Origin of the sequence: Streptomyces sp. CBMA156, assembly GCF_014596515.1 — a bacterium.
In the GTDB taxonomy this organism is placed as follows: Bacteria; Actinomycetota; Actinomycetes; order Streptomycetales; family Streptomycetaceae; genus Kitasatospora.
Genome location: NZ_MSJQ01000090.1, coordinates 1 through 21701, shown reverse-complemented (window position 1 = coordinate 21701; position 21701 = coordinate 1). Strand labels below are relative to the sequence as shown.

Sequence of the window (21701 nt, the reverse complement as noted above, 5' to 3'; positions counted from 1 at the left end):
GCGGAGGGGTACCGGATGGTTCCGGTACCCCTCCGCTTTTTCGTGCCCGTCCGACCGGGAATCCGGAACGGTGATCTCCAATTCCCGGCCATGGCGCAAACTTTGCCCACCCATGGGTTAGGTTCTTCGAACAGGTGCTCCACAGCGCGTCATCATCCGTTGGGGGACGGGCAATTGGCCGAAGAGTTCAAGATCGACATGAGCCGGATGAAGACCGTGTCCAAACAACTCGACGAATGCGGCAACCGCATGGGGGCGGTCGCCAAGAGCCTCGAGAACCTCGGCAAGGGCAGGCAGTTGGGCACCGAACGGCTCGACGCCGCGTGCAAGGGCTTCGAGGACCACTGGCACGGCGGCATCGGCCGGATGGCCAAGCTCGCCCACGGCCTGCGCGAAGGCCTGGACGCATCGCTCGACAACTACGGGGAGAACGAGAAGGGCACCGCCAAGGGCCTCGGCGCGACCTGAACCGACCAGCAGGGGACTGGACTTCCACCATGAGTGACAAGAACTGGCCGGGCCTCGGCTTCTGCCCGGCCCCGGGTGACCTTCCGGCCATCGCCAAGATGTACGCGGACGTCGACGCCGTCGCCCGCGAACTGGAGGATCTGCGGCACGCCCTCGCCGATCTCGGCTCCGAGGGCAGCGCCTGGCAGGGCGAGGCGGCCCGCAACTTCGCGGGCAAGCTCGGCGAGCTGCCCAAGTACCTCACCCAGGGCCACGAATCGATGGCCGCCTGCTCGCGAGCCCTCAAGGCCTGGCACACCCAGCTCACCGGCCTGCTCGCCTCCGGCCGGACGATGGAGGCCCAGGCGGTCGAGCTGCGCTCCCGAGTGGGCGACACGAACGTCCAACTCGACGCTTTGGGGAAGGCCCTGGACGCCTCCGCGCAGTCCGCCGACGCGGCGGCCCAGACGAAGGCCAAGGCCGACTTCGAGGCCAAACTCCAGGCCCAGCAGCAGCTCGTGCACCAGCTCGACGAGCTGATCGCGAGCGGCCACAAGCAGCTGTCCGACCACAAGAACAAGGCCGAGGCCGCCGCCCGGGCGATCCAGGAGGCGTCACGGCACCACCCGCCGGACCCGGACTTCCTCAAGCGGATGCTGGACAAGGTGGAGCACGCCTGGCAGAAGTCGGTGGACTTCCTGGCCGACCATGCGGACGACCTGTCCAGGCTCTCAGCCGTGCTGGCGATCGCCGCGCTGGCGATTCCCGTGGCCGGCCCGCTGCTGGGGGCTGCGGCCGTGCTGACCAGCGCGGCCGCGATGGCCGGGCACTGGGTCGGCAAGAACCGCGGTATGGACGTCTCCTGGGGGAAGATCGGGATGGACGCGCTCGGGGTGGTTCCCGGCTGGGGTGCCATCAAGGGCTTCGCCACCGCCGGAAAGACGATCACTAAGGTTCAGGGCGTCGGTGTCGTCGACAAGGTGGTCAAGGCTCCGATCACGAACGTGAAGACAGCGGTGGCGGCCGAGGGGGCCGGTGCTGCCGAACGCACCTCGGCCGCCGGTGCAGGCCTGCTCGAGAAGACCATGAACCCGGTGTCGACCAAGAGCATCGTCCAAGGGCTTGAGAAAGCGGGCGTCAAGGTGGATCCCCGCGCGGTCACGATCACGAACAAGGTGAACGGGATTGCCTACGGCTACTACAAGGAAGACCAGAAGGAGAAGGCCCGGGAGTCACACGTCGAGGCGCCGGGACCGCTTCCGAAGCCCGCGTACCGACCGGCGTCGGCGCCGTTCCTGAACGCCGTCGGCTGAGCGGGGAGACTCATGGTCAAGGACCTCCATGTGACCCTCCCTGTCTCGGGTGGGCAGCTCGCATCCGTACCCGAGATAGCCGAGGCGGCGCGGCGAGCCGAGGCCCTGTACGGGGTCAGCCTGCTGAACGACGACGTGGCCCGCAATGTGGTGATCAAGCACCTTCGGAAGCGGGGGCAACAGGACTGGTACACCGAACCGGGCTGCCTGTTGATCCTCGGCGGGATCGTGGTGGCCGGGTACATCGGCTATTCGATGGAATCGCCGGTGTCGGCCCAACAGGTGGCCGGCATGGTGGCGGCGATCCTGGCGATCCCGGCCGGAATCGTGCTCGGGCTGTGGGGTGAGGGCCGCAACTCGGACAAGCAGGCCGCCTCGGTGCACTTCACCGCGTACATCGGCCTGCTCAACCAGGCCCAGCGTGCGGGGTTGACGTTCCAGATTCCCACGGAGTGGGGCGCCGATGCCGATCGGGCCTCGTGGGAGCTGGGCACCAAGGCCGCTCCAGCGCCGCAGCCGCCGTCCGCCCCGACCGTGTATCCGACCGGTCCGGACCCTCGCACCGCTCCGGTGCCCCCGCCGACCGTCGCGGCACAGCCCGGCTCGTGGTGGCCGGCCGACGCCGTGATCGACCCCAAGTTCCCGGTGCTGCCGCCCGCCGTACTCGCACGGCATTGGACTCTGGCCGCCCGTGCCCGTGCACTCGGCGCTCCTTATGGTCTCGACTTCCTGGACGAACAGGTGGTCCGGGGATTGCTGACCGCACAACAGCGCACCGTCCGACGGAAATTGGTGTGGGCCAATGTCTCCGCCCTGGTCCTCGTCGCGGCCACGATGGTCGGCGTTCTCGGCTCGGACTTCGCCGATCCCGTGCACCGCCGACAGTTCATCTTCGCCATCGGTGGCCTGGTGGCCGTCGGTGCGCTCGCCGCCATCCCCGCTCTGAGGGCGCACCGGACCTGGCGCCGCTCCGGCCTGCGCGATCACGCCGACGCCTACCTCGACCTGCTCATCGAAGCCCGTGCGTACGGCGTCCCGGTCCCCGTCCCGCCGGCCTGGCTGGACGTCCGCAACCGGATCCGCAAGCCCTCATGACCCCCGTGGAAGGTCCGATGTCCGGCACCCCGACAGCACACCTCCCCGCTCCCGCCGAGGACGCCCGGCTCCAGATCCGCTTCGTCGTCCCGCCCGCCTTCCACGAGATCCCGGTGTTCGGCACCGAGGACCAGGTGGCCGAGGAGCTCTGGGAGCTGGTCTGCGAGGTCCTGGCCTCCGAACCGGACGAGACGCGGGTGCGCTGGGCGGTGGCGCTGGCCGGGCTGATCCCGCCGATGGCCGAGGCCGGGGTGATCCACGCCGGGATGTGCCTGGTGGACGTGGACGGCCGCCCGAGCACGGCCTCGATCGTGGCCTCGGTGTGCCCGTTGGTCGGGACGGACCACGCGGGCGCGGTGGACTTCCTGCTCACCCGGCTGGCCCGGTCCCGTCCGGAGGCGGAGGTGACGGCGATCGAGCTGCCGGCCGGGCGCGCGGCGGCGGTGATCGACGCCGTGGCGACGTCGCTCGACGGTGGACCGACCCCGCTCGACGGCATGGCGGTCCCGCTTCACGACGGGGTGCTGACCACCTCGGTGATCCAGGTGCACCTGCCGCTGCCGAACGAGTCCCAGCTGCTCTCGCTGGAGCTGAGCACCCCGTGCCCCGAGGACTGGGAGCTGTACTCGGAGCTGTTCGCGGACGTCGTGCGCAGCATCCACCTGGAGTTCGCCGACCTCCCGACCGTCTCCGAGGCGCTGTACGGACCGCTGGAGGAGCCGGTGGCCGAGGCGATGGGGCAGCGGGTGAAGGCCGCTTTCGGCTGATCGGGTGAGGGTAGCCTTGCCAAGGTGAGCACCTGTGCGACTGTGTCGCGTGAACTTTCGGAGCCACTGGCCGCGACGGCGGCGGTGGCGAGCACCTGGCTGCTGGTGGAGCAGAACGGTCCGTGGGGCGCGAAGGCGCTGGGTGAGAGCCACCTGGACGCGGCGGTCGGGCGGGCGCTGGAGACGGCCGCGGCCGGGACGGGTGTGCGGGTCGCGCTGATCCGGCGGCCGGGGCGGCACGCCGACTGCCTGCCGACTCCCCGCCACGAGGTGATCGTGGCGCACACGGTGCCGGGCCGTGGCTGGGTGCGCCGGGCGGCGGTGGCGGATCCCGCGGAGCTGCTGGGGCTGGACTTCGCGGCGCTGGGCGCCGGTGACCGCACCGGCTTCGGGGCGGAGCACGTCGGCGGCCCGGTGGCGCTGGTGTGCACCAACGGGCGGCGGGACCGCTGTTGCGCGCTGCTGGGCCGGCCGCTCGCGGCGGAGCTGGCGGCGGCCGGGCACAGCGAGGTGTGGGAGGTCACTCATCTGGGCGGGCACCGCTTCTCCCCCACGATGCTGGTGCTGCCGTACGGCTACGCGTACGGGCGGCTGACGCCGGAAACCGCCAAGGAGGTGCTGGCGGCGACGGCGGCCGGGCACGTGGTGCCGGAGTGGTCGCGCGGCTGCTCGGGCTGGGAGCGTCCGGGCCAGGCCGCCGAGCACGCGGTGCGGCTGGCCACCGGCGAGACCGCGGCGGACGTGCTGACGCTGGCCCAGCGGCCGGACGGCGAGGGCCGCTGGCTGGTGGGGGTGCTGCACCGGGACGGCCGGTCCTGGGAGGTGGACGTGATCGAGACGGTCAGCGAGCCGGCGCGTCCGGAGAGTTGCGGCAAGGCGGCGGGGACACCGTCGCGGATGGCGGCGCTCTCCGTCCGGGGGCTCTGAACACCGGCCCCCTGACGTGGCACGGCCCCGCGCCCGTGGGGGTGAGCGCGGGACCGCTGCCGCCGGGGCTCAGCCGGCGGCCTTGGCGACGAACTCCGTGGTGTAGGTCTTCGACAGGTCGATCGACCCCTCCTTGCCCTTCACGTCCGGGTGGAACGCGGCGAGCACCGAGAGCACCGTCTTCGGCCCGTCGGCCGGCATCACGCCGTCCGTGGTGAACATCGGCAGCGTCGCCCCGATCGCCGCCGCGTACTGCCCGGCGCCGCCCTGCCCGTAGTCGGCGGGCATCTTCGCGGCGATCTCCTCGGGGCTGTGGGTGGACATCCACCTGAGGGTCTTCACGAAGGCGTCGGCGAGCTTCTGGGTGGTGTCCCTGTTCTTCTCCACCCAGTCGGTGTTCATGTACAGCGAGGACGACGGGTACAGGCCGCCGAGCGCCTCGCGCGAGCCCTCGGGGGTGCGCATGTCGTACAGGACCTTGCCGAGGCCCTTGTCCAGGAGGTTGGCTACGGTCGGGTCCGTGGTCATCCCGGCGTCGATGCTGCCCTGCTGGAGCGCGGCGATGAAGGTCTGGCCGGCGCCGACCGCGATCGGGCTGAACTCGCTGACGGCGGTGCCGTTCTTGACCGCGAGGTACTTGGTGAGGAAGTCGGTCGAGGAGCCGATGCTGGTGACGCCGAGCTTCTTGCCCTTGAAGTCGGCGCCGGACCTGATGGCGTCGGCCTGCTTGGTGGAGACCACCTCGACCTCGCCGGGGGCCTGGGCGAACTGCACCACGGACTCGACCTTCTTGCCCTTGGCCTGGAGGTCGATGGTGTGGTCGTAGAAGCCGACCGCGCCCTGGACGTCCCCGGCGAGCAGCGCGGTGGTGGCGTTGACGCCGGCCGGCTCGGTCATCAGCTCGACGTTGACGCCGGCCTCGGCGAAGAAGCCGAGCCGCTGGGTGAGCATCGCGGGCAGGTAGATGACCTTGTCCAGGCCGCCGACCATGATCTTGACCTTGGGTCCGTCGACCTGCTGCCCGGCGGGGGCGGCGCCGTGGCCGGCGGTGGCGGCGTCGTTGGCGCAGGCGGAGAGCGGGAGGAGCAGGACGGCGGCGAGGGCGGCGGCAACTGATCTGCGCATGGGTGGGGGTGCCTCTCTCTTCTTACGGCAGGGGGGAGTTCAGCGGCCGTCGCCCGCGTCGGCGGGCTTCCAGCGGAACAGCTTCTTCTCGGCGAAGGTCAGCAGCCCCTCGGTGAGCAGCGCGACGACGGCGAGGATGGTCATGGCGGCGTACACCCCGGCCGCGTTGAAGGTGCCCTGAGCAGCGGCGACGAGCAGCCCGAGGCCCTTGGTGGCGCCGATGTACTCGCCGACGATGGCGCCGATCAGCGCGAAGCCGAAGCTCACGTGCAGGCTGGTGAAGATCCAGGTGGTGGCAGCGGGGATGACCACCTGGAGGGTGACCCTGCGGTTGTCGGCACCCAGGATGCGGGCGTTGGCGACGAGGTTGCGGTCCACCTCGCGGGCGCCCTGGAAGGCGTTGAAGAACACCGGGAAGAACACCAGCACCACGGCGGAGGCGACCTTGGACGCCGGTCCCAGGCCGAACCAGATCAGGAAGATCGGCGCGAGCACGATCCTCGGGATGGCGTTGAGCACCTTGATGTACGGTCCGAACACGTCGGCCAGGAAGCGGATCCGGCCGAGCGCGATGCCCAGCAGCACGCCGCCGACCACGCCGAGCACCCACCCGGTGAGGGCCTCGTAGAGGGTGTAGCCGATCTGCTCGCCGAGTGATCCCTGCGCGGTGCCATGGGTGATCCACTGCCAGATCTGGTCCCAGATCCTCGACGGCTGCGAGAAGTTGAACGGGTCGATGACGTCCGTGCGGGCGCACACCTCCCAGAGGCCGAGGAAGGCGAGCAGCACCGCGACCCGGGCTCCGAAGACGACCAGCCTCCGGTGGCGGGCGGCCCGTTCGCGGGCCTCGGTCCTCGTGGTGGCGGCCTGGGGCTTCCCGGCGACGGGCGACCCGGGCGCGGCACCGGCACCGGCACCGGCACCAGATTCTGCTCCGGCTCCGGACGGGGACTCGGACGCGGACTCGGACGCGGTCTCAAGCGGCATGACCCGCTCCTCTCTCCCGGGTGATGCGCACCTCTTCGCCGAGCGAGGCCCAGATCTCGCGGTACAGCTCGACGAACCTCGGTTCCAGCCGGACGGCCTCCACCGTGCGCGGGCGCGGCAGGTCGACGGTGAAGATCTCCTTGACGGTGGCCGGTCCCGCCGTCATCACCACGACCCGGTCGGCGAGCGCGATGGCCTCGTCCAGGTCATGGGTGACGAAGACGACCGAGGCCGCGTTCCTGGCGGAACTCGTACCCGCCCACAGCTCCAGCAGCTGGTCCGACATCAGGGCGCGGGTCTGCACGTCCAGTGCCGAGAAGGGCTCGTCCATCAGCAGGATCGCCGGGTCGTTGACGAAGGTCTGGGCGAGCGCGACGCGCTTGCGCATGCCGCCGGACAGCTGGTGCGGGTAGCGGTCCTCGAAGGCGGCCAGGCCGACCCGGCCGAGCCAGTCCCTGGCCCGGTCGCGGGCCTCGGCGGCCGGTACGCCGCGGAACCGCGGGCCGGCCATCACGTTGGACAGGACGGTGCGCCAGGGGAAGACGGCGTCCTGCTGGAAGACGAACCCCACCTTGGGGTCGATCCCGCTCACGGGCTCGCCGTACACCCTGACCTCGCCCTCGGTGGGCTCCTCCAGGCCGCTGACCAGGGTCAGCGTGGTGGACTTGCCGCAGCCGGTGGGGCCGACGACGGCGACGAACTCGCCCTGGGCGACGGTCAGATCGAGGTCGCGGACGGCGGTGTGCAACGCCCCCGAGGGGGTGCGGAAGCGTTTCGTCGCGCCGGTCAGCTCGATCGCCGGGGTGTCTGTCATGCAATCCTCCCGGGTCTGTGCTTGCCCCGGAAAGGTAGGAGCGGGAGCTGCCCCGGCGGGAGCCTTCTTCGCGTAGTGCGACTTCTCCTCATAGAGGGGTGTTCTGCTCGTTTTGCTTCCGCTACAACTGCGGGGACGCGGCTGACAGAAGCACCCCGGAAACATAAGGTGTCCCGACCCCCACCGAAGGCGCCCCGGCCTCCCCCGCCGAAAGCGCCCCGACCACCAGCCTCCCCCGCCGAAAAGCACCCCGTCCGTCGTCCACCCCCGCCGACGGCGCCCGATCCCCCGCAGCCCCCGAGAGGAGGCCCGGTTGAAGCTCCCCCACTGGCCCCGCCGGGTCTTCGCCCAGCTGCTGCTGAGCCAGACCGTCGTCACCGTCGGCGTCACCACCGTGACCGCCGGGCTGTTCCTCGCCCCGGTGAGCAGCGAGCTGGACCACGACGCGATGCAGCGGGCGCTGTCGATCGCCCAGGCCACCGCCGCCGACGAGAGCATCGCCCGGGCCGCGGCCGGCCGCGACGTGGTGGCCGCGCAGCGCAACGCCGAGCAGATCCGGCTGGCCACCGGCGCCACCTTCGTGGTGGTCACCGACCTGGACGGCATCCGGCTCTCGCACACCGACCCGGGCCGGATCGGCCTGCGGGTCAGCACCGACCCGGAGCCGGCCCTCAGCGGTCGCAGCGTCACCGCCATCCAGGAGGGCACCCTGGGCCGCACCGCCCGCGGCAAGGTGCCGCTGCGGATGGCGGACGGCCGGATCGTCGGCGAGGTGTCGGTCGGCATCAGCGACGACTCGATCCGCCGCCGGCTGCTGAAGATGCTCACCGGCATCCTGCTCTGCGCCGGGGCCGGTCTGGCCGCGGGGACGCTCGCCACCCTCCTGCTGGCCCGCCGCCTCAAGCGCCGCACCCACAACATCGCGCTGGCCGACATCTCGGCGCTCCTGGTCGAACGGGAGGCGATGCTGCACGGCATCCGCGAGGGCATGGTGGCACTGGACGAGCGCGGCCGGATCCGGCTGGCCAACGACGAGGCCCTGCGGCTGCTCGGGCTGCCCGAGGACTGCGCCGGCCGGCCGATCGACGCGGTGCTGCCGCCCGGCCGGCTGGCGGACGTGCTCTCCGGGCGGATCACCGGCGCCGACCTGCCGGCCGTCCGGGACGACCGGGTGCTGGTGGTGAACCGGACGGCCACGCCCGAGGGCGGCGCGGTGGTGACCCTGCGCGACCGCACCGAGCTGGAGTCGCTGGTCCGCGAGCTGGACACCACCCGCAGCCTGACCGAGGCGCTGCGGGCCCAGGACCACGAGCACGCCAACCGGATGCACACCCTGCTGGGCCTGCTGGAGCTGGGCCGCCACGAGCAGGCGGTGGCGTTCATCTCGGAACAGTCGGGCTCGCACGCCGTGATCGCCGCGCGGATCGCCGAGCAGGTGCAGGACCCGCACGTCGCCGCGCTGCTGGCGGGCAAGACCGCGGTGGCGGGCGAGCGCGGGGTGCGGCTGGCGCTGGCCCCGGCGGCGCACCTGCCGGACACGGTGGTGGACGCCAGGGCCCTGGTGACGGTGCTCGGCAACCTGATCGACAACGCGGTGGACGCGCTGGCCGCAGGCGGCGGGGGCCGGGTCGAGGTGAGCCTGGCGGCGGCCGGCCCGACCCTGCTGCTCCAGGTCGCGGACAGCGGGCCCGGCGTGCCGGAGGACCTGCGCGAGCAGGTCTTCGAAGAGGGGTGGACCAGCAAGGACGCGCCCGCGCACCGTCCGCGCGGGCTGGGGCTGGCGATGGTGCGGCGGCTGGTCGAGCGGACCGGCGGCCGGATCGTGCTCGACACCGGGCCGCTCGGCGGCGCCCGGTTCACCGTCGAGCTGCCCGAGGCCCTGCTCACCACTCGGCTCGTGGAGGCGTGATGATCGACGTACTCGTGGTGGACGACGACTTCCGGGTCGCCGACGTGCACGCCGCCTACGTGGCCAAGGTCCCCGGGTTCCGGGTGACCGGCACCGCGCACTCGGCCGCGGAGGCGCTGGCCGCCCTGGAGCGCCGCCCGGTGGACCTGCTGCTGCTCGACCACCACCTGCCCGACGAGACCGGTCTGGCCCTGGTGCGCCGGCTGCGGGACCGCCAGGTCGCCTGCGACGTGATGATGGTGACGGCCGCCCGGGACGTCTCGACGGTGCACGCCGCGATGCAGCACGGCGCGCTCCAGTACCTGGTCAAGCCGTTCACCTTCGCCGGGCTGCGGGAGAAGCTGGTGGCGTACGCGCAGCTGCGGCACGCGCTCGCCGCCCCGGCCAGGGAGGCCGGGCAGGACGAGGTGGACCGGCTGTTCGCGACCCTGCGCAGCGCCGCCGCCCCGGCCGGGACGCTCCCCAAGGGCCACTCGGCGCCCACCACCGACCTGGTGCTCGGCGTGCTGCGCCGGGCCGGACGGCCGCTGTCCGCCCAGGAGGTCGCCGACGCCACCGGGCTGAGCCGCTCCACCGCGCAGCGCTACCTCAAGCAGCTGGAGCGGGACAGCCGGCTGCGGCTGACCCTGCGCTACGGCGACACCGGCCGCCCCGAGCACCGCTACGGCCTGGCGGCCCGGGCGTAGCCGGGCCCGTGGGCCGCCAGGCCGGTGGGCGGACATGGGGGAACCCCGGCGGCCCCAGGCCCGCCGGGGTTCCCCGGGCGCGACGGCTCAGGCCGCGCCCGCACCGGTGAGTGCTCGCACCTCCAGCTCGGCGAACCGGTCCGGGTCGGTCGGCACCGACGAGGTGACCGTCCCGATCCAGCCCGCCAGGAAACCGAGCGGGATGGAGACGATGCCGGGGTTCTCCAGCGGGAACCAGTGGAAGTCGAGGCCGGGGAAGAGCGCCTCGGAGGAGCCGGAGACCACCGGCGAGAAGAACACCAGCACGATCGCCGGGACCAGTCCGCCGTACACCGCCCAGACCGCGCCCCGGACGGTGAACCGCGACCAGAACAGGCTGTACAGCAGCACTGGCAGGTTGGAGGAGGCCGCGACCGCGAAGGCCAGGCCGACCAGGAAGGCGACGTTCAGCTGCTGGGCGAAGAGGCTGATCACGATCGCCGTCGCACCGATCCCGGCGGCGGCGATCCGGGCGACCATCACCTCCTGCTGCTCGCTGACCTCGGACACCGACTCCTCCGCCGACCGCGACGCGGGGACGGACTCGCTCCGGCGGCGACGCCCGCGGCCGCGCTTCTCCTGCTCGCGCCCCGGCCGGGCGCGCCAGGCGCCGGCCCAGATGTCGTGGGCGAAGGCCGCCGAGGAGGCCAGGGTCAGCCCGGCGACCACGGCGAGGATGGTGGCGAAGGCGATCGCCGAGATCAGCGCGAACAGCACCACCCCGCCGGTGCTCCCGTTGCCGCCGCCGAGCACCAGGGCGAGCAGCGGAACGGCGGTGTTCCCGGCCGAGTTGGCGTGCCGCACCTCGGCCGAGCCGATCAGCGCGGTGGCGCCGAGGCCGAGCACGATGGCCATCAGGTAGAAGCTGCCGACCAGGCCGATCGCCCACATCGTGGAGCGGCGGGCGGCCCGCGCGGTGGGCACCGTGTAGAAGCGGGACAGGATGTGCGGCAGCCCCGCGGTGCCGAGCACCAGGGCCAGGCCGAGGCTGACGAAGTCCAGCCGGCTGGTGAGGCTGCCGCCGTACTTGAGCCCGGGCTCCAGGTAGCGGTGGCCGGCGCCGCTGTGCTCGGCGGCCTGGCGCATCAGCTCGCCGAGGTCCCCGTGGAAGCGGATCACCAGCAGCACGGTGAGCAGCACCGAACCGCCGGTCAGCAGGAAGGCCTTGATGATCTGGATCCAGGTGGTGGCCCGCATCCCGCCGATGGTGACGTAGACGATCATCAGGGCGCCCACCGCCATGATGGTCCAGGTGCGGGCGTGCGGGCTGCCGGTGCCGAGCAGCAGGGCGACCAGCGAACCGGCGCCGACCATCTGGGCGACCAGGTAGAGCAGGGTCACCACGACGCTGGCGCCGCCGGCCGCGGCGCGCACCTTGCGGCGGCGCAGCCGCAGCGCGAGCACGTCGGCGAGGGTGTACCGGCCCGCGTTGCGGACGAGTTCGGCGACCAGCATCAGCACCACCAGCCAGGCGACCAGGAAGCCGATGCTGTAGAGGACGCCGTCGTAGCCGTACAGCGCGATCAGCCCGGCGACGCCCAGGAAGGAGGCGGCGGAGAGGTAGTCCCCGGACAGCGCGAAGCCGTTCTGCAGCGGGGTGAAGTCGCGCCCGCCGGCGAAGAAGTCCTCGGCCGCGTTGCCCTGGCGGCCGACCCAGAGGGTGACCCCCAGGGTGACCAGGACCACGACGGCGAACAGCGCGATCGCGAGCGAGTGGTGGTCGCCGGTGGGGGCGACGGGCGGCGGGGTGGCAGTGGTCACCACGGTCCGCAGCGCGGCCTTGGCCGCGTCGGTCGGCACAATGCTCGTCAGGGTCGTCATCGCAGCTGGTCCTGGGTGTCCCAGCGCAGGCCCAGGGCGGCGCGGTCGCGCTTGGTCCGGGCGTTGCGGGCGTAGAGCCAGGCGAGCAGGAAGGTGGAGGCGAACTGCGAGAGCCCCAGCATCCAGGCCACGTTGAGCGGGCCGGCCACCGCGCGGCGCATCAGGTCGGGGGCGCCGGCCTGGGCCGCGACGTACAGCAGGTACCAGGCGAGGAAGCCGCCGGTGATCGGGAAGACGAACGTCCGGTAGCTGCGGCGGATCTGCCGGAAGGTCTCGCTGGCCTGGACCGTGCGGTAGACCTCGGTGCTGTCGGCGACCGGATCGTCGGCGAGCGGCACGAGTGGCGTGTCCGCCGCGTCGGGGGCCGCCGGGTCGGTGGGGGTGGTGGCGAACGGCTCGACGGCGGTCCCGTGGACCGGTGCGCCGACGGCCACCGGCTCGACGACGGCCTCTGCCGACTGGCCCGTACGGACATGGTCCGTACGGGCGTGGCCCGACTGCGCCGGTACCGCCGTTCGGCGGTGCGCAGCCGATGGCTCGGCGGGCTCAACGGGGGTACCGGCGGCCGGAGCGGCCCACCAGTCGAATCGCTGTCCCTGTCCGGGACTGCTCGTCTGCGGCTGTGGCACTGCTGCTCCTGGACGGCCGGATGTTCTGACCCGAACCATGATGGCGGCCCTTGGACAGCCCCTCTGACCATCGCAGATACGTTCACTCGATGAGGTGATCGATCATCTGACGGACACTCATCCGACTACTGCTGCGTCCCGGTGATTTCGCGTCGGACGCGCGTGCGACCACCTGCGCCCGACCCCGCAGAGCGGTCCTGAGCGGGCAGATTGTCACAGCGCTGACGTCCGCGCAGACGTCAGCACCACGTCCGGGTGACGGCGCATCACCAGGACGACGTGCCGGTGGACGGCTCCCCGGCGGACGGCTCCCCACGGCCGCCCGAACAGCGGCCGGGCCCTCCACCCCTGGGTGGAGGGCCCGGCCGGTCGGGAGCGCCTCGGACGTACGAGCCGGTTCAGGCGTCGATGCGCGAGCGGTCCAGGGTGGCCGCCGAGTCCACGATGAACTCCTTGCGCGGGGCCACGTCGTTGCCCATCAGCAGGTCGAAGATCCTCTCGGCCTGCTCCAGGTCGCCCAGGTTGATCCGGCGCAGGGTGCGGTGGCGCGGGTCCATGGTGGTCTCGGCCAGCTGGTCGGCGTCCATCTCGCCCAGACCCTTGTAGCGCTGCACCGGGTCCTTCCAGCGCAGGTTCTTGCGCTGGAACTCCAGGACCGTGGAGCGCAGTTCGGCGTCCGAGTAGGTGTAGTGGTACTTCTCCTGGCCGCGCTTGGGATTGGTGAGCTCGATCCGGTGCAGCGGCGGCACGGCGGCGAAGACCCGGCCCTGCTCGACCATCGGCCGCATGTAGCGGTGGAAGAGGGTGAGCAGCAGAGTGCGGATGTGCGAGCCGTCGACGTCGGCGTCGGCCATGAAGATGACCCGGCCGTAGCGGGCCTGGTCGATGTCGAAGGTGCGGCCGGAGCCGGCCCCTATCACCTGGATGATCGCGGCGCACTCGGCGTTCTTGAGCATGTCGCTCACCGAGGCCTTCTGCACGTTGAGGATCTTGCCGCGGATCGGCAGCAGCGCCTGGAACTCGGAGTTGCGGGCGAGCTTGGCGGTGCCGAGCGCGGAGTCCCCCTCGACGATGAACAGTTCGCTGCGCTCGACGTCGTCGCTGCGGCAGTCGGCCAGCTTGGCGGGCAGCGAGCTGGTCTCCAGCGCGGTCTTGCGGCGCTGGGCCTCCTTGTGCTGCCGGGCGGCGACCCGGGTGCGGGCGGCCGCGACGACCTTGTCCAGCACGGCCCTGGCCTGGAGCTTCTGGTCCTTCTTGGCCGAGGTGAGGAAGGCCTTGAGCTCCTTGGCGACGACGGCGGCGACGATCCGGTTGGCCGCCGAGGTGCCGAGCACCTCCTTGGTCTGGCCCTCGAACTGCGGCTCGGCGAGCCGGACGGTGACCACCGCGGTGAGGCCCTCGGTGGCGTCGTCCTTGGTGATGTCGTCCTCGGCGACGCGCAGCAGCTTGCTCGCGCGCAGCGCCTCGTTGACGGTCTTGGCCAGCGAGCGCTCGAAGCCGGTCATGTGGGTGCCGCCCTTGGGGGTGGCGATGATGTTGACGAAGGAGCGCAGGGTGGTGTCGTAGCCGGCGCCCCAGCGCAGCGCGATGTCCACGCCGAGCTGGCGGGTGACCTCGGTGGGGGTCATGTGGCCGAGGTCGTCCAGGACCGGCACGGTCTCCTTGAAGGTGCCCTCGCCGCGCAGCCGCAGCACGTCGCAGACCGGCTTGTCGGGGGCCAGGAACTCGCAGAACTCGGCGATGCCGCCGTCGTAGCGGAAGACCGACTCGTCGATCTGCTCGCTCTCGGTGAGGCGTTCGTCACGCACCACGATGGTCAGGCCGGGCACGAGGAAGGCCGTCTGCCGGGCGCGGCCGTGCAGCGTCTCCAGGGAGAGCTTGGCGTCCTTGAGGAAGATCTGCCGGTCGGCCCAGTAGCGGATCCGGGTGCCGGTGCGGGCCTTCGGCACCTTGCGGGTCCTGGTCAGGCCGTTGCCCGGTTCGAAGGGCGCGTCCGGGCTGGTCTCGGTGAAGAGGCCGGGGGTGCCGCGGCGGAAGCTGATGGCGTGGGTGTGCCCGCCGCGGTCGACCTCGACGTCGAGGCGGGCGGAGAGCGCGTTGACGACCGAGGCGCCGACGCCGTGCAGACCGCCGGAGGCCGCGTAGGAGCCGCCGCCGAACTTGCCGCCCGCGTGCAGCTTGGTCATCACGACCTCGACGCCGGACAGCCCGGTCTTGGGCTCGACGTCGACCGGGATGCCGCGCCCGTTGTCGCGCACCTCGACCGAGGAGTCGGGGTGCAGCAGGACCTCGATGCGGTCGCAGTAGCCGCCCAGCGCCTCGTCGACGGAGTTGTCGATGATCTCCCAGAGGCAGTGCATCAGACCGCGGCTGTCGGTCGAGCCGATGTACATGCCGGGGCGCTTGCGGACCGCCTCCAGCCCCTCCAGGACGAGCAGGTGCCGCGCGGTGTAGTTGGAACCGTCGTCGCCGGCCAGCAGCGCGGACGGCACGGTCGTTTCGGCACTCACGCGGCACTCTCCTCGGTGAAGTTCTGTCTCATCGGTCACATCCGGACGCATCCGTACCAAACGCCAGTGCAGCACGCCGCACCGACATCCGTCGCCCTGCGTGCCCGAACCCCTGCACCGGGTGCACAGCACGACGGGCCGGCCCCGCGCAGCTTGTACGCGCTGCGCGAACAAGCACCGCACCCGGGTGCGGGCCCCGGGGCGCCATCTCCTCCCGGTACCACCGGTCCTGGCGGATCGTGGGGCCCGGCACAGGCCCCGGAACTGCCGTTATGCAGGCTACCGGGGCCAGGGAAGGGGCTTATGCTCCAACCCGGCAGAGGATTATGCTACGCGGACCCCGCACCCGATCCCGATCGGGCGTTCGAGTCACGGGCGGATCCCGGGACTCGGCACGCATGAACCACCGACGCCCGGGGCACGTCCTCATCAACACAGCAGAATCCTCAGAGAAGAAAAGCCACGAGCGGGAACGTTTTCGGCCTGGTTGGATGTTGACCCTGGTACGACAGCTCGTCGAGCTAGAGAAGAGGCGACGTGACTACTGTTCTGACCCCTGCGAGCCCGCTCACCGCGGCTGACCGCTGCGACCGCTGCGGCGCCCAGGCTTACCTGCGCGTCGTACTCGCCAGCGGCGGAGAGCTGCTCTTCTGCGCCCACCACGGCCGGAAGTTCGAGCCCGAGCTCAAGAAGATCGCCGTGGAGATACAGGACGAGAGCGGCCGCCTGACCACCACGACCAACGCCACGGCCGCGGCCACCGACGACGAGCGCTGATCCCGAGCGCCGGAACCAGCAGCCAGCGTCGAGCTGTGTCCGGTCGCGCACCGCGCGCGACCGGTGGGCCGGGCGACTGACCCCCTCGGGGGCCGGTCGCCCGGCTCTGCTGTACCCCGGGGCGCCCGCCGGGGCCGGGCGTCGGCCCTGCTGTAGCGGCCCGACACGGCGTCAGAACCCGGTCTCAGTACGTGACGGCCCGCTCACCCGACGCGACGCTCACAGCACCGAACGGACTTCGCCCGCCACCGAGGACACCCTGGTGTAGACGCCAGGGTGGGCCGCCTCGGCACAGCCCGTCCCCCAGGACACCAGGCCGACCAGCCGGCCCTGGACGACCATCGGGCCGCCGCTGTCGCCCTGGCAGGCGTCCTTGCCGCCCCTCTCCTCCCCCGCGCAGACCATGCCCCGGGCGTCGAACTTGCCGTCCTCCCCGCCCGGGTAGGCCTGCGCGCAGACGTGGTCGGGGACGATCGGCACGTCCACCCCGCGCAGCGTCGGCGAGTAGTCGCCGCGGCCGGTGGTGTCGCCCCAGCCGTACACCTGCGCCCTGGTCCCGGCCGCGTACGGCGCGCTCTCGCCCTGGCCGACCAGCTCGACCACCGGCCGGGCGCCCTGGGACTCGGCGAGGGTGAGCACCGCGACGTCGTTCATGTTGGCGGCGAAGGAGTAGCCGGGGTGGACCCAGACCGACCGCACCGCCACCTCCCGGCCGGTCGTGCCGCGCATGTCGTCCCGGCCGACGATCACCTTGAGGCCGGGCCGGTCCACCCGCCCCTTGGACTCGTCGTAGAAGCAGTGCGCGGCCGTCACCACCTTGGTCGGGGTGACCAACGCACCCCCGCAGAACTGGCCGGAACGGCCGCTGCCGAACTGCGTACGGCTGGACAGCGCCACGATCCACGGGTGCTCCGCGGTGCTCACCCCGGTGCCGCCGACCACCCGGCGCTGGGCCTCGGCCGGTGCAGCGGTGCCGAGGGCAACCAGCGGGACGGGCACCGCGGCGAGCAGCGCCAGCACGACGGCCCTGCGGCGGCGGCGACCCACCCGGGCGGCGGCCGGATCGGCGGGGTCGGCGAGGTCAGCCGGGAACGGGGTGGGCGTCGGCAGGTCAGTGCGGTCCGGCTCGGTCGGCACCGTGACTCCAGGAGGCTCGGAAGCAGGCAACCGCCACAGCGTAGGTGACCGGCTACACGGTGCGACCGCTTCCCGCCGCACCGCCACCCGGACGAGGGACAACCACCACCCGGACGCTGACGCGCACGGGCCCGGACAGCCGCGAAGGCCCGGAGCCGTACGGCTCCGGGCCTTCGCGTGGAACGACTGCCGTCGATCAGTCCAGGTAGTCGCGCAGCACCTGGGAGCGCGACGGGTGGCGCAGCTTCGACATGGTCTTCGACTCGATCTGGCGGATGCGCTCACGGGTGACCCCGTACACCTTGCCGATCTCGTCCAGCGTCTTCGGCTGGCCGTCGGTCAGGCCGAAGCGCATCGAGACCACGCCCGCCTCACGCTCGGACAGGGTGTCCAGCACCGAGTGCAGCTGCTCCTGGAGCAGGGTGAAGGAGACCGCGTCGGCCGGGACGACCGCCTCGGAGTCCTCGATCAGGTCACCGAACTCGCTGTCGCCGTCCTCGCCCAGCGGGGTGTGCAGCGAGATCGGCTCACGGCCGTACTTCTGGACCTCGATGACCTTCTCGGGGGTCATGTCGAGTTCCTTGGCCAGCTCCTCCGGGGTGGGCTCGCGGCCCAGGTCCTGGAGCATCTGGCGCTGGACGCGGGCCAGCTTGTTGATGACCTCGACCATGTGCACCGGGATGCGGATGGTGCGGGCCTGGTCGGCCATGGCGCGGGTGATCGCCTGGCGGATCCACCAGGTGGCGTAGGTCGAGAACTTGTAGCCCTTGGTGTAGTCGAACTTCTCGACCGCACGGATCAGACCGAGGTTGCCCTCCTGGATCAGGTCCAGGAAGAGCATGCCGCGACCGGTGTAGCGCTTGGCCAGCGAGACCACCAGGCGGAGGTTGGCCTCCAGCAGGTGGTTCTTGGCCCGGCGGCCGTCCTCGGCGATGATCTCCAGCTCGCGCTTGAGCTTCGGGGCGAGCTTGTCGGCGGCCGAGAGCTTGTCCTCGGCGAACAGGCCGGCCTCGATGCGCTTGGCGAGCTCGACCTCCTGCTCGGCGTTGAGCAGCGGGACCTTGCCGATCTGCTTCAGGTAGTCCTTGACCGGGTCGGCGGTGGCACCGGCGACGGCGACCTGCTGGGCCGGCGCGTCGTCCTCGTCGTCGTCGGAGAGGACGAAGCCCTCCGACTCCTCCTCCGGACCGGTGGCGGTGCCCTCGGCCTCGGTCTTGTCACCGGGCAGCGCGGCGTCCTCGAGGTTCTCCTCCTCGCCGAGCAGCTCCTCGTCGCCGCCCTTGGCGGACTTGGCGGCGGTCTTCTTGGCGGCGGTCTTCTTGGCCGGCGCCGCGGTCTTCTTGGCCGCGGTCTTCTTGGCCGCGGCGGCCTTCTTCGCGGGAGCCGCCTTCAGCTCGGCGATGCCCGTGGCCGACCCCTCGGCGGTGATCTCGGCGGAGACCGTGGGGGCCGGAGCGGCGGCGGCCGCGACGGGGGCGCCGGGGGCGATCCGCACGGGCGGCTTGGTCGGGGCGGACGGGGTCCGGGTGGTGACAGCCTTGGTGGCGGTGCGCTTGGTGGGGCTCTTGGCAGCAACGCTCTTGCGCTTGGCGCCGGCCGGTTCGGCCGCGCTGACCATGAGGTCCACCCCCTCCTCAATCAGTACCTGGTTGAGGCTGCGCATGACGTTCTTCCACTTGGTGACCGGGATCTGGTCCGCCTCGAACGCCTGGCGCACGTCGTCACCGGCGATCTGCCCCTGGGCCTTGCCCCGCTCGATGAGCGCCAGCAGAGCCGCGGACTCGGCGATCTCGGGGGGAAGCGAACGGGATGTGCTGGCCGACACGAACAACCTCTCGGACGATGAGTGGACTCGAACCCGTACCGGCCGCCCGAGCGGGCGGGGAAGGAGATCGCGCGCCGGGCGCGCGGTGTCGATTCCGACCGACTCGGGCTTGAGGACTGGGTTTGCAGGACGGCAGCAGCGCCGCGGACCAACACAGCATTCTGACATGTTGGAGTATTCCGGAGCTGCTTCCGCTCAGGACACATCGCTGCTACTCGTCAAGTGTTACGCATGGCCTTCGTGTCGCGGGTCACACCATCCGGCGTCCGCAACCCGGGGCCGCTTCCATCATCGCGCACTCCCGGGCAAATCATTTGTCATGAACAAACCTTGTCGGGCGTCCGGCTTTCCCGCCGCCATTCCCGCGTTCGCCTCCCCTGGCCCGAGCGCCCGGCCGGCGGGAGGCATGCGGAGGCCCTCCGGCTGCGCCGCACGGTGCGGCCGGAGGGCCCTGGCGGAGCGGGCCGCCGCGGTCCGGCGCCTCCACTCGTCGAAACAGCCCGTTCAGTGCTCCCGGGGCGCGGGGACGGACGGTTCGACCTCAGGGTGGACGGTGAGCAGCGCCCGCATCGCGACCTCGCCCGCGGTCCCGTCGCCGGCGCCCAGCGCGTCCACCAGCCGGGCGTGCAGACCGACCGAGGACTCGGAGGGCCGCTCGCAGGAGATCGCCGGACCCCCCGAGACCTGCAGGGCGCAGGCGACGATCCCGGACAGGTGCTCCAGCATCCGATTGCCGGCCATCTGGAGGATCAGGACGTGCAGCTCGGTGTCGGCCCGGGTGTAGGTGGCGAGGTCGGCCTGGGAGGCGGCGTGGCCCATGATCTCGACCAGCTCGACCAGGCGCTGCTGGACGTCCTCCCGGCCGTGGCCGGCGGCGAGCCGGGCGGCCAGCGGCTCGATCGCCCAGCGGAGCTCGAACAGCTCCCGGCGCTGCTCGTCCCGCTGCGGGCCGAACGCGCGCCACTCGATGATGTCCGGGTCCAGCAGGTTCCAGTCGCCGACCGGGCGGACCCTGGTGCCGACGTTCGGCCGGGCGCTGACCAGGCCCTTGGCCTCCAGCACGCGCAGCGACTCGCGGACGACGGTCCGGGAGACCTCGAACCGCTGGCCGATCTCCTCGGGCACCAGCGGGCGGTCCGCACCGAGGTCGCCGGAGACGATCATCTGGCCGAGCTGCTGGACCAGCTGGCCGTGCAGACCGCGGCCGCGGCTGCTGGTGGTCTTGCGACCGACCCGGGTGATGTCGGACTCGGCGCCCTCCCAGCGGGGCGCCGGCGGGGTCGGCCGGTCGGCGTACGAGTAGCGGTCCAGGTCGCCGGGGCCGTGGATGGGCCCATCGGCGGAACGGGCGGGGGTCATGGTGGGGTGCGCAAGGGTACTCACGCTCTCCTTTGTCGGCGATCGGCAGGCGTGGCTTGAGAATTCTCGTGAAAAGCACACGAAAGGGTGATCGGCCGCGACTGGATAATTGACTTCTTATCAGGAAGAAACGCCCATTGTGGTCACCGCTGCGGTCACTGTCGGTCGATCTTGGCGCCCCTGGCGGGACCGCCCCGGGGTGCGGCAGCGGGGCCCGGCGGTACGGGGAGCGGCGGCGCGGGACGCTGACCGGCGGGGAGCGGTTCTGCCGGGCGCCTCTACAGGGCGCGGCGGCGGGCCTGGACCAGCAGGGCTGCCAGCAGCAGGACCGCCGCGGGGGCCGCGACGGCGGCGAGCAGCGTCGGATCGGTCAGCGGCCCGCTCCCGGCCACGGCCTCCTGCGCCCCGCCGTACACCCAGCCGTAGGCCCACTCGATCCCGGACTGGAACGGCAGCAGCTCGGCCGCCCGGGTCGGCCACGGCCTGCCGGTGTGGCGCAGCAGCAGGGCGACGCCGGACTCCAGCAGCGGCGGCAGGGCGCAGAGCAGCAGCACCCCGGCCGCGGCGCTGCGGGTCAGTGAGGCGGTCAGCACCCCGGTCCAGCCCGCCACCACGGCCAGCAGGACGAACGCCAGCAGTGCGGCGGGCACGCCGTGGCCGGCCACCAGCCCCAGCGGGGCGAACGCGTCCGGCAGGTCGGACAGCCCGGACAGCCCGGCACCGGTGAGCGCCTCGGAGGCCCGGTCCGACAGCGCGGCCGGGTCCGCCCAGGCCGCCACGGTCACGCCGTCCGGCAGCGCGAGGTGCACGGCCACGGTGTCCAGCAGCAGGGTGGCCAGTGCCAGCAGCGCTGCCACCGGGCCGATCACCAGCAGCTTGGCCAGCAGCAGCCGCACCCGGCGCGGGTACGACACCTGCGAGGCGGGCAGCCCGGGGTGGCGCACCTCGTGCCCGTACGCGAGTGCGCCCAGCACTCCGGCGCCGAGCGCCGCGAAGGGCAGCGGGGCCAGCGGGACGGCAGCGGTCAGCAACCGCACCCCGGCCGGGGCGGCCAGCGGGCCGTCCGGGGCCTGGCTCGCCAGGACGACGGCCACGACGGCGTCGCCGGACAGCACGACGGCGAGCAGCAGCCAGGTGGAACGCAGGCCGCGCAGGCGGCGCAGCTCGTAGGCCAGGACACGCACGGTTCACTCACTCCGGTGGTCGTCGGGGGTGGCGGGGGCCGCAGGGGCGGCGGGCAGGGCGGGAGTCCGGGCCGCGGAGGGGCAGGCCGCGGCCGCGCCCGAGACCGGGCGGCGCAGGCGGACCGTGTCCTCGGTGAACAGGTCGTCGGCGCTCGCCCGACGGCGCGGGGTCCGCGCCCGGGCCTGGCCCTCGGCCGGGACAGGGTCGTCACGGAAGAGCCGGTCGACGGCCACCGTGGGGGCGGCTTCGGAGGTGTCGGGCCTGGTCGGAGCGACCATCACGGCCGGCACCGGAGCGGCCGGCACCGGAGCGGCTGGCGCGGCCGGGGCGGCCGGCGCGACCGGGGCGG

General features: G+C 72.2%; 18 protein-coding genes and 1 pseudogene. 8 read left to right on the top strand and 11 right to left on the bottom strand.

The genetic code is table 11. The features are described 5' to 3' along the window. The first annotated feature begins 174 nt into the window (after positions 1 to 174). Genes BU198_RS07730 through BU198_RS07710 form a run of 5 tightly spaced genes read left to right on the top strand, consistent with a single transcriptional unit; the run spans position 175 to position 4549 of the window. Positions 175 to 468 (top strand): hypothetical protein, encoded by a 294-nt coding sequence (locus BU198_RS07730; RefSeq protein ID WP_188296090.1) that lies wholly within the window; start codon positions 175 to 177, stop codon positions 466 to 468. Positions 469 to 497: 29 nt separating this feature from the next. Further along, positions 498 to 1760: a WXG100 family type VII secretion target gene (locus tag BU198_RS07725; RefSeq protein ID WP_188296089.1), complete on the top strand. Its 1263-nt coding sequence runs from the start codon at positions 498 to 500 to the stop codon at positions 1758 to 1760. Positions 1761 to 1772: 12 nt separating this feature from the next. Continuing rightward, on the top strand, positions 1773 to 2855 hold the full coding sequence (locus BU198_RS07720; RefSeq protein WP_188296088.1) for a hypothetical protein: 1083 nt from the start codon (positions 1773 to 1775) through the stop codon (positions 2853 to 2855). A gap of 17 nt (positions 2856 to 2872) precedes the next feature. Beyond that, a complete protein-coding gene (locus tag BU198_RS07715; protein ID WP_188296087.1) occupies positions 2873 to 3622 on the top strand; it encodes a hypothetical protein in 750 nt (249 codons plus the stop codon). A gap of 24 nt (positions 3623 to 3646) precedes the next feature. Continuing rightward, a complete protein-coding gene (locus BU198_RS07710) occupies positions 3647 to 4549 on the top strand; it encodes a sucrase ferredoxin (protein ID WP_188296086.1) in 903 nt (300 codons plus the stop codon). A 69-nt stretch (positions 4550 to 4618) separates the two neighbouring features. On the opposite strand, the gene BU198_RS07705 is transcribed toward BU198_RS07710, so the two are convergent. The 3 genes from BU198_RS07705 to BU198_RS07695 are packed head-to-tail and all read right to left on the bottom strand — an operon-like array spanning position 4619 to position 7475. Next, the gene (locus BU198_RS07705; RefSeq protein ID WP_188296085.1) at positions 4619 to 5674 is read right to left on the bottom strand and encodes an ABC transporter substrate-binding protein; all 1056 of its coding nucleotides are present in this window, start codon (positions 5672 to 5674) and stop codon (positions 4619 to 4621) included. A 39-nt stretch (positions 5675 to 5713) separates the two neighbouring features. Continuing rightward, on the bottom strand, positions 5714 to 6661 hold the full coding sequence (locus BU198_RS07700) for an ABC transporter permease (protein ID WP_223244073.1): 948 nt from the start codon (positions 6659 to 6661) through the stop codon (positions 5714 to 5716). Then, positions 6651 to 7475: an ABC transporter ATP-binding protein gene (locus BU198_RS07695; protein WP_188296084.1), complete on the bottom strand. Its 825-nt coding sequence runs from the start codon at positions 7473 to 7475 to the stop codon at positions 6651 to 6653. Before BU198_RS07695 ends, BU198_RS07700 begins: the two co-directional genes overlap by 11 nt. 313 nt (positions 7476 to 7788) lie before the next feature. Here BU198_RS07695 and BU198_RS07690 point away from each other — a divergent pair, with 313 nt between their 5' ends. Both BU198_RS07690 and BU198_RS07685 read left to right on the top strand, forming a co-directional pair. Continuing rightward, positions 7789 to 9384 carry a sensor histidine kinase gene (locus tag BU198_RS07690; protein ID WP_188296083.1) on the top strand — a complete coding sequence of 532 codons (1596 nt, stop codon included), beginning with the start codon at positions 7789 to 7791 and terminating at the stop codon, positions 9382 to 9384. After that, positions 9384 to 10070: a response regulator gene (locus BU198_RS07685; protein ID WP_188296082.1), complete on the top strand. Its 687-nt coding sequence runs from the start codon at positions 9384 to 9386 to the stop codon at positions 10068 to 10070. Before BU198_RS07690 ends, BU198_RS07685 begins: the two co-directional genes overlap by 1 nt. A gap of 87 nt (positions 10071 to 10157) precedes the next feature. On the opposite strand, the gene BU198_RS07680 is transcribed toward BU198_RS07685, so the two are convergent. The 3 genes from BU198_RS07680 to BU198_RS07670 all read right to left on the bottom strand — a co-directional run bounded on the left by BU198_RS07680 (position 10158) and on the right by BU198_RS07670 (position 15069). Beyond that, complete coding sequence (locus BU198_RS07680) at positions 10158 to 11930, bottom strand: cation acetate symporter (protein WP_188296081.1); 1773 nt, start codon at positions 11928 to 11930, stop codon at positions 10158 to 10160. After that, the gene (locus BU198_RS41910; RefSeq protein ID WP_317620010.1) at positions 11927 to 12364 is read right to left on the bottom strand and encodes a DUF485 domain-containing protein; all 438 of its coding nucleotides are present in this window, start codon (positions 12362 to 12364) and stop codon (positions 11927 to 11929) included. The genes BU198_RS07680 and BU198_RS41910 overlap by 4 nt, the downstream gene beginning before the upstream one ends. A gap of 593 nt (positions 12365 to 12957) precedes the next feature. Then, complete coding sequence (locus BU198_RS07670) at positions 12958 to 15069, bottom strand: type IIA DNA topoisomerase subunit B (protein WP_188296080.1); 2112 nt, start codon at positions 15067 to 15069, stop codon at positions 12958 to 12960. Positions 15070 to 15606: 537 nt separating this feature from the next. Here BU198_RS07670 and BU198_RS07665 point away from each other — a divergent pair. After that, positions 15607 to 15846, top strand: a complete 240-nt coding sequence (locus BU198_RS07665) for a hypothetical protein (RefSeq protein ID WP_188296079.1) — start codon at positions 15607 to 15609, stop codon at positions 15844 to 15846. 219 nt (positions 15847 to 16065) lie between these two features. Here BU198_RS07665 and BU198_RS07660 read toward each other — a convergent pair whose 3' ends face one another. From BU198_RS07660 to BU198_RS07640, 5 genes and pseudogenes are all read right to left on the bottom strand, one after another. Then, positions 16066 to 16983: a serine protease gene (locus tag BU198_RS07660; protein ID WP_317620009.1), complete on the bottom strand. Its 918-nt coding sequence runs from the start codon at positions 16981 to 16983 to the stop codon at positions 16066 to 16068. 196 nt (positions 16984 to 17179) lie between these two features. After that, a complete protein-coding gene (locus BU198_RS07655) occupies positions 17180 to 18808 on the bottom strand; it encodes an RNA polymerase sigma factor (RefSeq protein ID WP_188296078.1) in 1629 nt (542 codons plus the stop codon). A gap of 504 nt (positions 18809 to 19312) precedes the next feature. Beyond that, complete coding sequence (locus BU198_RS07650; protein WP_188296077.1) at positions 19313 to 20191, bottom strand: FadR/GntR family transcriptional regulator; 879 nt, start codon at positions 20189 to 20191, stop codon at positions 19313 to 19315. Positions 20192 to 20445: 254 nt separating this feature from the next. Next, a complete protein-coding gene (locus tag BU198_RS07645; protein WP_188296076.1) occupies positions 20446 to 21351 on the bottom strand; it encodes a hypothetical protein in 906 nt (301 codons plus the stop codon). A 3-nt stretch (positions 21352 to 21354) separates the two neighbouring features. Continuing rightward, a pseudogene (locus tag BU198_RS07640) lies at positions 21355 to 21701 on the bottom strand (hypothetical protein); the annotation flags it as partial.